The sequence below is a fragment of the Pseudobdellovibrionaceae bacterium genome, assembly GCA_020635075.1.
In the GTDB taxonomy this organism is placed as follows: domain Bacteria; phylum Bdellovibrionota; class Bdellovibrionia; order Bdellovibrionales; family UBA1609; genus JADZEO01.
Genome location: JACKAM010000003.1, coordinates 243289 through 256260 on the forward strand (window position 1 = coordinate 243289; position 12972 = coordinate 256260).

Annotated in this window: 13 protein-coding genes; 7 read left to right on the top strand and 6 right to left on the bottom strand. The window is 51.2% G+C overall.

Translation table 11 applies throughout. The features are described from left to right. Positions 1 to 10: 10 nt before the first annotated feature. On the bottom strand, positions 11 to 1270 hold the full coding sequence (locus tag H6624_15660; protein MCB9085783.1) for a hypothetical protein: 1260 nt from the start codon (positions 1268 to 1270) through the stop codon (positions 11 to 13). Positions 1271 to 1418: 148 nt separating this feature from the next. On the opposite strand from H6624_15660, the gene H6624_15665 reads away from it, so the two are divergent. Then, a complete protein-coding gene (locus H6624_15665) occupies positions 1419 to 2774 on the top strand; it encodes a dihydroorotase (GenBank protein ID MCB9085784.1) in 1356 nt (451 codons plus the stop codon). Between the two features lie 21 nt (positions 2775 to 2795). Here the strand turns inward: H6624_15665 and H6624_15670 are convergent, their stop codons facing one another. The 3 genes from H6624_15670 to H6624_15680 form a co-directional block, all read right to left on the bottom strand. Then, the gene (locus H6624_15670; protein MCB9085785.1) at positions 2796 to 3410 is read right to left on the bottom strand and encodes a hypothetical protein; all 615 of its coding nucleotides are present in this window, start codon (positions 3408 to 3410) and stop codon (positions 2796 to 2798) included. 567 nt (positions 3411 to 3977) lie between these two features. Then, positions 3978 to 5210: an RsmB/NOP family class I SAM-dependent RNA methyltransferase gene (locus H6624_15675; GenBank protein MCB9085786.1), complete on the bottom strand. Its 1233-nt coding sequence runs from the start codon at positions 5208 to 5210 to the stop codon at positions 3978 to 3980. Positions 5211 to 5219: 9 nt separating this feature from the next. Continuing rightward, on the bottom strand, positions 5220 to 5900 hold the full coding sequence (locus tag H6624_15680) for a hypothetical protein (protein ID MCB9085787.1): 681 nt from the start codon (positions 5898 to 5900) through the stop codon (positions 5220 to 5222). 162 nt (positions 5901 to 6062) lie between these two features. Between H6624_15680 and nrdR the strand changes: the two genes are divergently transcribed. From nrdR to H6624_15705, 5 genes are read left to right on the top strand one after another with little or no spacing between them, the layout of a single operon-like run. After that, the gene (nrdR, locus tag H6624_15685) at positions 6063 to 6518 is read left to right on the top strand and encodes a transcriptional repressor NrdR (protein ID MCB9085788.1); all 456 of its coding nucleotides are present in this window, start codon (positions 6063 to 6065) and stop codon (positions 6516 to 6518) included. Beyond that, the gene (gene nusB / locus H6624_15690; GenBank protein MCB9085789.1) at positions 6515 to 6934 is read left to right on the top strand and encodes a transcription antitermination factor NusB; all 420 of its coding nucleotides are present in this window, start codon (positions 6515 to 6517) and stop codon (positions 6932 to 6934) included. Before nrdR ends, nusB begins: the two co-directional genes overlap by 4 nt. Before the next feature lie 31 nt (positions 6935 to 6965). After that, complete coding sequence (locus H6624_15695; protein MCB9085790.1) at positions 6966 to 7439, top strand: hypothetical protein; 474 nt, start codon at positions 6966 to 6968, stop codon at positions 7437 to 7439. A gap of 45 nt (positions 7440 to 7484) precedes the next feature. After that, a complete protein-coding gene (locus tag H6624_15700; protein ID MCB9085791.1) occupies positions 7485 to 8144 on the top strand; it encodes a hypothetical protein in 660 nt (219 codons plus the stop codon). After that, positions 8141 to 8986, top strand: coding sequence for a kinase/pyrophosphorylase (locus H6624_15705; GenBank protein ID MCB9085792.1), 846 nt, complete (start codon positions 8141 to 8143; stop codon positions 8984 to 8986). Before H6624_15700 ends, H6624_15705 begins: the two co-directional genes overlap by 4 nt. A 159-nt stretch (positions 8987 to 9145) precedes the next feature. Here H6624_15705 and H6624_15710 read toward each other — a convergent pair whose 3' ends face one another. Both H6624_15710 and H6624_15715 read right to left on the bottom strand, forming a co-directional pair. Beyond that, entirely contained in the window at positions 9146 to 9766 is a 621-nt protein-coding gene (locus tag H6624_15710) for an L-threonylcarbamoyladenylate synthase (GenBank protein MCB9085793.1), read from the bottom strand. A gap of 23 nt (positions 9767 to 9789) precedes the next feature. Then, on the bottom strand, positions 9790 to 10692 hold the full coding sequence (locus H6624_15715; GenBank protein ID MCB9085794.1) for a LysR family transcriptional regulator: 903 nt from the start codon (positions 10690 to 10692) through the stop codon (positions 9790 to 9792). Positions 10693 to 11061: 369 nt separating this feature from the next. Here H6624_15715 and H6624_15720 point away from each other — a divergent pair, with 369 nt between their 5' ends. Next, positions 11062 to 12834 carry a S8 family serine peptidase gene (locus tag H6624_15720; protein ID MCB9085795.1) on the top strand — a complete coding sequence of 591 codons (1773 nt, stop codon included), beginning with the start codon at positions 11062 to 11064 and terminating at the stop codon, positions 12832 to 12834. Positions 12835 to 12972: the final 138 nt, after the last annotated feature.

Sequence of the window (12972 nt, forward strand, 5' to 3'; positions counted from 1 at the left end):
GGGTTGATTCTCACTCGCCTGAAATTAACTTACTGGCTTCAGCAGCCAGCTGGTCGGTGTCGACTTCGCCTTCCAATGCCGATTCGCCATTGTCATCGGCCTCACCAACAGCTTCCAGCTCGGCCATTTCCGCCAGCATTTTGTTGGTATCGACCGAACCGGTGTCGGCCATTTCTTCAACAAAGGCGGTACTATCTGTCTCGACATCTTTCGACTTGGCTGCGGCTTCTTTGGCCCTCTTCTTTTCATTTAATTCAGGAATGGAATCCGTAAGGGTTCGGGTGAACTCGGCCAATATGTCATCGCCCCCGCTATCCTCAGGAACTTCCACTTCCTCCTCATTTTGAGGCTCGGCGGATGCAGCCGCAACCACCGGAGGGGCTTCCTCCTCCACTGCTGCCGGAGCCTCGTCAGCTAACTCGGGAACCGGGACGTCCCCTTCACCAGTCAGTTCATCCTCCGCAGATTCGCTACTGGCGGCAGCTTCCACCTCGGCTATGGCTTCATTGAGAACATCAAGATCGCTGGTTAAATCACCACTGGGAACTTCGTTGGAGTCAATCTCGTTCGTTGTTTCGTCAGGCTTGGCTGCAGTTCCACCCACTTCCACGGCCTGGGCAAACTCCTTCACCAGATCCTCGCCCTTTTCACCAGTGGCGGCTACCTCCTCTTCCTCTTTGCCTTCATCGGCGACAGGCTCTTCGACCTTACCGCTAGTGGCGCCAACCGCATCGCCCATCTCCTCCAGTTGACGCTTAAGGCGGGCGTTTTCCTCTTTGTAGAGCGAGAGATCGGCAATGTCGTCTTCGATGATCTCGTACTCGGCCAGCTTGCCTTCTAAGTCGCGGATTTTTTCCAGATAGGACGAGACATCAACTTCAGGGGCACCCTCTGGCGGACTGCTGGCCTTAAGCATTTGGATTTCAGCTTCCTTTTGTGCCAGCTCTTGCATGATCTTTTCCATGGAAGCACTACCCGCACCAGCTAGCTCTGCTCCAGCGTCTGACAACTCACCTCCGGACGAAACCGCAGCTGGGTTTGCCCCAGTACCAGGAGAAGATCCAGTCGCAATTCCTTTTTGTGCGATCTCTTTGAGTGTGGCTTCAAGAGAGCCCAAATCAGAAATATCCAAGGCCTCGCCCGATTTGTTCTTTCCTTTGCCAAAGATAAGCAACACAAACCACGCACCAACCAACAGGAGAATTACCGCAATTAGCCATTGGATAATGACAGCGAGATTGGAGATAAAGAAATTTAAGAACGCATCCATGCTTGTTTCTATTATTCTCGCTGGCTGTGGAAGAAATCGTCAAGAAAACCATCGGTTTAGATACAAGGCCGGCACCAAAGACCGTGATCTGTTAAGCTCGCCTAAAGAATTCTGTCCCTCAAATGGGATTTATGTTAGACCTTAGTCTATGAACTCCCACAATACTCAACAATTTGAGCTCCTTATTCAAGGTGGTGAGTGTCTTCTCCGACAATCCGATGGCAGTTGGAAGCTTGAGTCCGTGGATCTGGGGATCTCTTCGGGACGCATTCAGGTCCTTGGTTCGCTCAAGCCCGAGCAGGCCAAGACTGTTTTTCAAGCCAAAGGACTACAAATTCTTCCTGGACTGATCGATACCCAAGTTCATTTTCGCGAACCTGGATTGGAGCACAAAGAAGACCTGGCCTCGGGAACGCGAGGGGCTCTATTGGGTGGCATCACCGCAGTATTTGAGATGCCCAACACTAAACCCAACACGGTGTCGGCTTTGGATTTGGCTGACAAGATGACCAGGGCAAAAAATCGTGCGTGGACTCACTATGCCTTTTACCTGGGAGCTTCAACGGAAAACATTCACAAGTTGGCTGAGTTGGAAGTCCTCCCCGGCTGTTGCGGAGTAAAGATTTTTATGGGTAGCTCCACCGGCAGTCTGTTGGTTGCTGAAGATGAGCAGCTTCGGCAGGTTTTAAGCGTGGGCAAAAGGCGGGTTGCGGTGCACTGTGAGGATGAGTTCCGCTTGAAGGAGCGATTCTCTTTGGTGGAGAACTCTCCTGGTCGGGTGGAACTCCACCCTGAATGGCGGGACGTGGAAACGGCATTGCGGGCCACCAAGCGCATCGTTCAATTGGGACGCGAGACTGGTCACCCGCTGCACATTCTTCACGTAACCACCGCTGAAGAAATGGAGTTCCTCAAGGATCAAAAAGATATCTGCACAGTCGAGTGTACACCTCAGCACCTGACCCTGACGGCACCCGAATGTTATGAAAGGCTCGGGACGCTGGCGCAAATGAATCCTCCCATCCGAGACGAGCGCCACCGGCAAGGTCTTTGGAAGGCCGTCACCGACGGAGTGGTGGATGTTCTTGGCTCTGACCATGCTCCTCACACCCGGGATGAAAAACGTCAAGAGTATCCCAAAAGCCCTTCGGGCATGACGGGAGTGCAGACGATTGTACCTTTGATGCTCAATCATGTGAGCCAAGGGCGTTTGAGCCTCGGGCGCCTGGTGGAACTCCTGGCTTATAACCCATCCCGCATCTGGGGGCTGGAAGGGCGAGGCGAGATCAAAGTGGGGGCTCGGGCTGATTTGACGGTCATTGATATAAATCGTGAAGAAGAGATCACTAATGGGTGGATTGCCAGCAAATCAGGGTGGTCCCCATTTGACGGCTACAAAGTAAAAGGGTGGCCGATCGCCACCCTTCTTAATGGCCAAGTGGCCATGCGGGACAAAGAAATCGTTGGAGCACCAGCGGGTCGGCCGCTGGATTTCCAACTTTAAACCACCAACGTACAACCTTTCCTAAATACCACCAGCATTGGCCTGAATATGGCGACAGGACCCTAGGTCCTCATTGTTCTGGTAGTAGACCCGACCTTCCATATAACAAACTTTTTGGCAGCTCATGCCGTCTTCCCGCTCGACCAATTCCATAAAACAGGATTCACGGCCACCGGCTGCGGTTTCAAGTGGCTCAGCAAGAACGGCGGGACAGCGCTTGCGTACTCTGAGGGCCGAGCCCTCCCCTTCTGGCGTTGTCACCCACAACCAATAATCCGCATCACAATTAAGATACTGAAGTTGATCCACGATTAGATTAAAGCCGCCACCCACACACTGGGCTTCACCGCCGGTGAGAGATTCACCCTGGCCGTCATCCAATTGCCAAAAAAGGAGCTTACTCCCTTTGCGGGCACAAAGACCGTCCAAGCTGGTTTCATTGACCTCAGACTGCAAGTCGAGTGAAGGCTCCACAAAGGTCACCTTGGCTTCGATCCAGTCCTCAATCACACGAACGGTATCGCCCTCTGCGGGTGCACTGGTGTGTGACCCTGCTGGTGAGCAGTTCTGATACTGGGAGAGAATAAGCGCACCTGATAAGGCTATCAGGACGACTCGGATATCTTTCCGGTTCATCTTTGGTCCTTCGTTTACGTTCTACAGTTCGAACCCGATCTCTTTAACCGTTCCATCAGCGCGGAGCGCGACGGACCGGCAACTTCTTGTTCTTCAGAACACGCACATATTCCATTTGCGTGTTACGGGTGCAACTGGCCAACACGACGAGGCCGATGCCACAAAATAGAAAAGTTGCCAAAAGTTCCATATAACCAGTCTACAGGGGGTTTCCCACGAACCGTGAACCCAATCTTAAGACTGTCTCATCATCGGACAGAGGCTCCTAAATTCCGCCACCGATAAACTGACGGAAATCGTCCCAACATTGAACAAAACAACCATCAGTCTGACTTATCCATATAATAACCTGCCACAATGCAGATTAATGGTTAGATTTCGCTCACTTAGGGCAGAGAAAAGATGGCGGCTTGCTCACGCTCTGGCACTGGGATTGTAGTGATTGAGAAGTGCGGAGGAATATGAAATGGCGTACTGGTTCTCACTAGAAGGATTTGCTGCCGGATTGACGGCTGTGGCTCTCGGAGCCCACCTGGTGTCCGTCATATTTAACGGCTAAATGAACCTTCACCCGCGCTTGAGGCGGGCAGCATAAAAACCATCGTTGAGGCCCTGACGGGGCAAGAGGACCTCCTCGTCCTCTAAGACCCACTCGGAATGGGCCGCTAAAAAGGCCTCCACCTGCTGGCGATTTTCCGAGGGAAACAACGAACAGGTGGCATAGACCAGCTTTCCACCCGACTTCACCATCTTGGCGTATCCGGAAAATATCTCCTTCTGGGTCTGCAGCAAACGATCGCACTCTTCCTGACTCAGCTTCCACTTGGTGTCGGGATTGCGGCGAATCACTCCAGATCCTGAGCAAGGAACATCCAACAACACCCGATCCATTTGCCCCTGCAGCCTCTTGATCACTTTGGTGGACGAGATCTCCTTCACCTCAATGGTATCCGCGCCGGCTCTTGAAGCCCGCTTGCGCAGCTCCTTGAGTTTCCACTCATGAATATCCAGGGACATGATCTTTCCCTTGTTGTTCATCAGTGCCGCCAGATGAAGGGACTTCCCTCCGGCCCCCGCACAGGCGTCCACCACGCGATGCCCTGGCTCCACCTGTAGAAAGGGCGCCACGGTTTGTGAACCCACATCCTGAACCTCAAACCAACCGTTTTTAAAAGCTTGGGTGACAAACACATTGGCTCGCTGATCAAGCATCAGGGCATCGGGAAACTCGGCAACCAAAGAACAACTGATGTTTTCCGTCTGCAGGTCCTTTTTTAATTTTTCAGGACTGGTTTTGAGTCTGTTGGTGCGCAAAAAAATGGGCGCCTGGGAGTTGGACAAATGGGCCACCTCAGACCAATGTTCACCCAGCTCTTCCGTGCCCTTTTCCCACAACCAATCAGGATAGGACTCCCGTGTCGCCCCGGCGGGCGCTGTCTCCCACAACTCAATGACTCTACCCGCATCGGCCGACCAACCTTCGTCGTGAAAAGGAGTCAGGTCGAATCCATGAATGGAAAACCAGGCCACCAGGACCTGTCGAAATTCCTCCTCGGAAACCTGCCCCTGAATGTGGACCTCCGGGAGACCGGCAGCCCACCTGAGCCTCCGCCACCAGCGAACGGTTTCATAGAAGGTCTCGGCAAAAAACCGTCGATCCCTACCGCCCATTTTCTTGTTTTCTTTAAAGTGCCTCTCCAGCACTTTGTCCGCGTAGTAACCGCCATTAAAAGTGTCGTTGAGAACTTTGATGAGCCCGTAGAGCCAGGGCCGGTGCAGTCGTGGTTGGGGGGAATTCATTTGTGGCCTTTAGAAATTAAACACCGTACCCACGGCGGCAAAAACGCCGTTGTACTGGCCATCACTGAGCAGGTGAATGTGATTTTTTAGACCGGCTTCCACTGTCAAACCAGCACTGCCAAGTAACTCAAAAAACCTCACCCCAGTGATCAATTGATAATCAAAGGAAATAGAGCCCTCATCATCGATCTGTTTAAAATAGATTCCCAGTCCCGCGCCAGCGCCAAAATAAAGAGGAAATCCGCTGTTGGCATCGGGAAAAGTCACCACCGGCATGAGGCTCATCTTGAGGGGCTTCCCCTCTTTAAGTTTGTATGTGTTGAAATCCACCCTCAGATACAAATCCATGGAGTTGACCCACTCGCCAATTCGGTAGGTCACACCCGCCGTCAACTTACCTGCATCTTTATTGTCCCTACTTCCCCACTTATAGACGTCGTCGTCCAAATATGTACCGACGTGGAGAGCCAGAACACGAGGTCCCCCTGCTTGGGCAGGAGATCGACCTGAACCCCGATCATCCACTTCAATCACGGGTTGGGGATTCACCTTTTTGCGGTCAGCAAAGTACTTACTGGCAGCTTTCTTGCCTGTTTGCCGTTCGCCACCCTGAGCCCGGTGCCCATAGCCAATGCCTACCAGCAGCATAAGACAGAAAGACAAACAACAGAGGTGGGCCGATCGCTTCATAGCCCCATTGTCTGTAAAATCCCTTTTGGGTTCAATGAGATTTTGCCCCGTGGCAATCTTTGCCAAGAGCGACAACCATCGGAAATCACGAGGACAGGCGCCTTGACCCGGGGGGCAAACTGATTTAATCCTGACCGCCTATTTAGGGGAAGGAATGCATCAATGAACTGCCCACAGTGTGATCACCCGGAAAGCCGGGTTCTCGATACGCGCATCCAAAAGGAAGGGGACATCCGTCGGCGAAGGGAATGCCTGCAGTGCAAGTACCGCTTCACCACCTCGGAAGCCATCCTCTCCACCTACCCCATGATCGTAAAGAAAGACGGCCGGCGCGAGCAATTCTCCAAAGAGAAGCTCCAACGCGGCATTCAGCGCGCCTGCCAAAAGAGACCCATCAGTCTGTCTCAGATCGAACACGTGGTGGACAAAATCGCCAAGGCCGTAATGGAGGCGAGCGACAAGGAAGTGCCAGCGGAGTTTGTTGGTCAACAGGTCGTACGCGAATTACGCACCCTGGATCATGTGGCCTATGTCCGATTTGCCAGTGTCTACCGCACCTTTCAGGATATCCAGGAATTTGTTGATAGCCTTGAGCGCGAAACGCAGGCCGAGGTATGAAGCCTGCGCCCTCCCGTCGCCAGTCCCGTGAATTGGTCCTCCAGGTTTTGTTTCAGCAGGAGTTCGCTCCTGGGCTGGATTTTCACGCCGGACTGGAGAGCTTTAAGAGTAGCTTTACAGCACCCGTAGAAGTCTGGGAATACGCCGAGGTCTTGCTCAAAGGCATTAGTGATCAGCGCGAACATATCGACCAGATGATTGAATCCCACGCCAGCAACTGGACAGTGGCGCGCATGGCCTTGGTGGATCTCAACCTCATGCGCATTGCCGTGTTTGAGATACGCCTGGCGGAAGAGAAGATTCCTCCAGCCATTGCCATCAATGAAGCCGTTGAATTGACGAAGAAATACGGCACCAACGAATCCGCAAAATTTGTAAACGGCATTTTGGATCAAGTGGCCCAATCCGAAGCTTGACCCGACTGCCAAAACCGAATGTGATAGATTTATGGCCATTCAAAAACTTTCACAGGCTGGAGCATTTGGGGCGGGATCTGACCTGTGGGTCTTACCCCAGGTTGAAGTCTCTCAGTGGGCGCGAAAAATTGACTGGTATTTGAACTTTCAGATCTCTCGGGCCAAGAGCCACACGCCCCGCAAACCAAATACCGAACTCAATGAAATCCTCGTCGAAAATGAACTCACCTTTGTTAAGTACGCAAGGGAGGAGCAAAATCGACCATTGCTTGTCGCCAGTCACTCTCACCTGCCCAACGAAATGACCATGGAAGTTCCCTATAAGGACGAGGCTAAAGGCTGGGTTGAAATTGTGCATCGCAATTGGGATCAACTCAAACGCCCTAATCTCAGGGTGTTTTTGCCACCAGGACTGTCTATGGACGAATTCATTCAGGCCTGGCCCGAACCACAAACCTCAGTGGATATAACCCTGGTCAGCGAGGTTGTTTCGGGAAATAATTAACAGACGGGATCTTGTGGAACCCGCTGTTTTCCTGGAGTGACCTCTATGCTCGAACGAGAAATTCCAAAACGTCGCCTCAGCTCTCGGTCGGCCAGCAACTGGACCACTCCTCGCCTGCGTCAGTTGTTTCAACACTTTCAAACTGTCGAGGAAAAACTCGGTGCCTGGCTGGAAAAAGACAGCGAGGAACAACAGCAGCAGGCGAAGGAAACCCTTCAGCAAATGCATTCCTTTCAGGTCGATCAAAATCTCTCATTGGTGAAGGCCCTCGTTCCTGATTTGAGTTTAAGTGGTCGGGACGTTCCATCTCTGGTGCTGGAAAACTTGGTGCCCTTTTTCGATGCGGGATTCTTGTTGAAGTCCCGAGGAGGGCAAAAGCCAAACCTGGAACAATTCTTTTTTCGTGGAGTGGTTTTTCCACTTCCCAAAGAGGGCATAGCATACAGCCGCCCACTTCCCCAGCCGGGACCCTCGCTGATAAAGAGTATGGCTGCCGGCAAATGGTTAACTCAAAGTGGATTTTCTTTTCTTCAAGTCGATTCGGATGCAGAGGCCTTTTTGCTTCAACCACTCCCCAGAGTTTACTTTGTTCTGATTTCTTCAATTGCCGGACCCTGGCGCCAGGATCATCTAAGGCAGGCCCAAAGACTCATCAATAATGCCTTCGATGGTTATCAGGAAACCAAAGAGGAACCTCTAAAATGAGTCGGGTGCAAGGGACGATCTATATTATTTCTGACGGCACGGGCGAAACTGCGGCCACCATGGTGCGGGCGGCCTTGGTTCATTTCCACGACAAAGAAATCAATATTGTTCGCTGTAAGAACGTGCGCACTGAAGAGCAAATTGAAAATCTCATGGGCGAGGTGTTCGACAAGAAAGGCCTGGTCGCCCATACGGTAGTGAGCAATTCCATGCGCAAAAAGATTTTGGAATCTGCTTCGGAAAAGGGCATCCCCGCCATTGATCTACTCGGCCCCATGATGAATCTTCTCGACGACTATTTTGGCGGCACCCAGGGTCAGGACGCCAAGGTGGGTCTGCTGCGGACGGTGGACGAAAGGTACTTCAAACGCATCGAGGCCATCGAGTACACGGTTAAGCATGACGATGGCAAACTACTGACGGATTTAGACCAGGCCGATATCGTTTTGGTCGGCATCAGCCGTACCAGCAAAACCCCGCTGTCAATTTTTATGAGCCACAAGGGCTGGAAGGTGGCCAACATTCCCTTGGTCGTGGGCACTCCCCTGCCAGAAGAATTATTTAAGATCGACCAACGCAAAATCGTCGGCCTGATGATTGATCATGACAGCCTGTTGCGCATCCGCCGTAAACGTTTGGAAAAGTTTGGCCAGGACCCGGGGGGCGAATATGCCAGCCTCAAATACATTGAAAAGGAAATGGAATACGCCCAGGAACTTTTCAAAAAAAATCGCAAATGGCCTGTCCTTAACGTCACCGACCGCGCCATGGAAGAAACCGCCGCTGAAATCATCCGCATCGTCGCCTCCCGCATGGATCTCCCCTACGACCAAATGCTGTAAAAAGGTTCTATAAAAAGGTTCCAGGTCCTCAAGTGATATGCGCAGTCCCAATTTCATTCTTGAGACCGAGATTGGGACTGCGCATATCACTTGAGGACCTGGAACCTTTTTTCCATCTCCGATATCGGATATCTGATATCTGATATCCGATATCCGAGTTTAAAACTCCCCCGCCCCTTCCCTCAGCACTTCCGGCTCGCCATTAATAAAGCTGACGATGGTGCTGGGCCCGGCGAATTCGTAATCGCTGGGGTCGAGAATCATGGCCAACTGATGGCCAATGCTCTCTTCAATCAAGTATCCGTAGATCTCGATGGAGTCATCACTGATCCCCAGCATTTCAAGGGTGACGTTGGAAGAAAGCAAGGCATTGTCGTGCACGCGAATCAGCTCCTGTACCAAGCGATTGGGAGGAAAGCGAATACCGATTTCATGATCCTTTTTTGAGGCCTTAAGGTGTTTAGTAATTGTCTTTTCGGCTTCAAAGATAAAAGTGTAATGCCCGGGAATCTTGTTCTTGATGAGACGAAATACTTCTGTCGAGATGCGCGCCAGATGGGAGGCCCTCGAAACGGCATCGCAAAGCAAACTAAAGTGCTTTTCCGCATCGGCTTTGCGCATTTGATAGAGTTTTTCCACTCCAATTTTATGAAAAGGATCGCAGACCAAAACCCAATTGGTGTCCGTCGGCAGACACACCAATTGCCCCTCTTTTAGGGCATTCGAGGCCTTCTGCAAAATCCTCGTGTCCGGGTTTTGGGCAATCACATATTCAATCAAGACTAAGCCCTACTTTTTGAATCCTACTTGATTCCCTGTTGCTGGAGGGCTCGATAAAAGACGTCGACCATCGGTTCGATCTCTGAGCCCTTTTGCGAGTAGAGATTCACATTCACCATGTATTTGACTTCCTCGATTTCGATCTGAGTCATGCGATTGGTCTTCACCTGCTTGCGAATACTATGGGCAGGCAAAAAGCCCCAGCCTAAGCCAGATTCAATGACCCGCTTAAGAGTGCCCACATTGTCGGATTCAAACACGGTGACTGGGTTCACGCCCGCCTCTTGCAGCTTCTTTTCCACCATCATGCGAAATGAGGGGTACTTTTCGGAAAAGGAAATAATCGGCCGAGTGGCAAAGTCTTTGACTTCAATGTGATTGGGAATGGAAGTATCACGACCAGAACCCACCAGCCACATCTCATCTTTAAACAAGAATCTCTTGTCGAAGTGCTCGAACTCGATGCCATACTCTTTTTTGAGGTCAGGTAAGATGGCGATGTTGACGTTTTTGTTTCTCATCTCACTGATGATCTTCTCACCCGATCCATAGACGAGCTTGATCTGTAGTCGCGAATTGTGCTTCAGGAACATCCCGACAATCGGGCTGATCATATACAAGCCTAGCGAGTTGAGAGTTCCAATCTTCAGGTATCCCGACATCTCCTGGGACATGGTTTTAATCGCCACTTCAGCCTGTTGGGTGAGAAACAAAATTCTTTTGGCATAATCGTAGAGCATCTGCCCTTGCAGTGTTGGCTTGACCTGGCGCACTCCCCGTACCAATAGGTCCACTGCCAACTCCTCCTCCAAATTGCGAATCTGCTGACTGACAGCCGGTTGAGTGAGAAACAATTTGTCGGCTGCTGCCGTCATGCTGCCTTCACTGAGAACGGTACAAAACGTGGTGAGTTGTTGCAGGTTCATCGATGCCTCCACCTAACTTTGAGTGCCTACGGAGTTTAACGCCCCTAATATAAGCGATCATTATGCGTCTGTGGAGTGTGCCCTTTACTTTTCTACATAAACCAAATCTAAATAATGCGACGAGTTAGTGAAATTAATACGATTTCAACCACTTAGGCCCCTTGTATCGCGCACCCTGACTAAGCAACGAGCAGGAAATAATTACACCAAGGTGCCGTTATGGAACTCCTTTGGAATTTTTAACTGCCTGTAATCATGGGTTTTTTCCTATGGACATAAGTCGAGCTTATGGAGACGGTCAAAATTACTTGAATTGAAAACTCTCAGCAGATCGAGGAACTATGGTCCCCGGGAACAAGGGGGGGACCGATGAACTTCTGTATCAAGAAGGCAACAAGAAATTCTGTACCAATCATGCTGGGAGCCGCGCTGGCTCTGGCCCTAACTTCATGCGGAAAATCCGATCTGCGCTCTCATCGTCAGATTCGCAAACATGCACCACAAAACTCCCAAGATGTGGGCGTGATGGTTCAGGGTGTTGCGGACGAGGATGTGGCCCAGATGTTGGATCAAAACCCAGAGGCTCAGGCCCGGGTGATCAACAGTAAGCACGGCATCTATGAGATCTTTAATCTTGAACCTTCCACCCTTCGCGCCGAATGGCCTGAAGCTCAAATTGTGCGCAATCGCTTTTTCCAAACTTTTGAAAACAAGGTCCTTCCATCTATGGAAGAGCGTATGATGATGCTCGCTGAAACCGTCAATACGGGCGGAGACAAACTTGAGCAGTGTGTGGAAGATCTCAAATCGCCCACTCCAGAAATTGAAGTCACGCAGTCCTCTGAGGACATCAGCGATCAAGTCATGGATTTAGGAGGCGATTTCACTCTTTCCAGCGGCAAGAGCACAGCCCACCCAGACCATCCTTCTGATTTAAAGGTCGGCTGGTTGGTGATGGCTCCTCAGGGCTCCAAAAAAGGGCGAGAGATCTTTTTTGCTCAGTCCATTAAATACCAACCTGATGCCTATGGAATGTACAACATTTTGATGGTGGTGCAGGACAGTCGTAAAGTTTGCGCCGGCGCCTCTTTTGAAGTGATCGTAACCGGTAACAAGGACTTTGTTGGTAACGACGTCAATGTCGACGACATTCTTAAGCAATTCGACCGCAAGACATTTACTCACCTCCCTGAAGTTCATGCTGATGAAGCTCAAACAGAAGCCAAAGGGCAAGGGGTTTTAATTGCCGTGATCGATACCGGCGTGAACTACAATCACGCCGCACTGGTAAAGAACATTTGGACCAACAAGAAGGAAATTCCTGGAAACAATATCGATGATGATGGCAATGGCCAAATCGACGATATCACCGGCTACGACTTCGTGAATAACGATGGCTCTCCTTATGATGACCAGGGCCACGGTAGCCACGTCGCTGGATTGGCCGCGTCCTCCTTCTTCGGATTGGCGCCCAAGGCGCAAATCATGGCCATCAAAGGTTTAGGCCCTGCCGGTGGTGACATCGCCAGTATCGTGGGTGGCATCTACTACGCTGTTGATAATGGTGCCAAAGTCCTGAATATGTCCTTCGGTAACTACGGCCCTCCACACCCGGCCATGGTTCAGGTGATGGACTACGCCGAAGCCAAAGACGTGGTGATATTGGCCGCTGCGGGCAATGGACATCCGACCCTGGGGACTGGATTGGATACTGACAAGGTGGCTAACTTTCCTTCAGCCCTGCCTCACGACAACATCGTGGCGATAGCCGCTAAGGACACGAAGAACATGTTGGCCCCTTACTCAAACTACGGAATTCAAACTGTCGATGTGGCGGCTCCAGGTGGTAATGCACCAGACGATGTCATCGTCTCCAGCTTCCTGGACAACCCTGACGATGTGGCCTTTATCGGAATGTCCGGAACTTCCATGGCCACGCCAATTGTGAGCGGAGTTGCAGCTCTCATGCTGAGCGCCAACCCCACTCTCAAGGCTTCGGATGTGAAAAAGATCCTGATGACCAGTGGTCCTCAGGTGCAAGGATTGGATAAGTTTATTAAGTCAGGTCGTAATGTGGACGCCCTGGCTGCAGTGCAAGCTGCAAAAGCAATGCTTCCTTTGGCAGTGGGAAGCATTCAGTAAAGTCTAAAGTGGCACGGGGATGGGAAATTGCCAAGAGGGGGAGGGTTCACCTGCAAAGGTGAACCCGTTTTTTATGTTTCATTGTGAGACACCCCTGATGGTCTAGGCCTCTGTCCGGGTTTGAGACACAGTTGACCC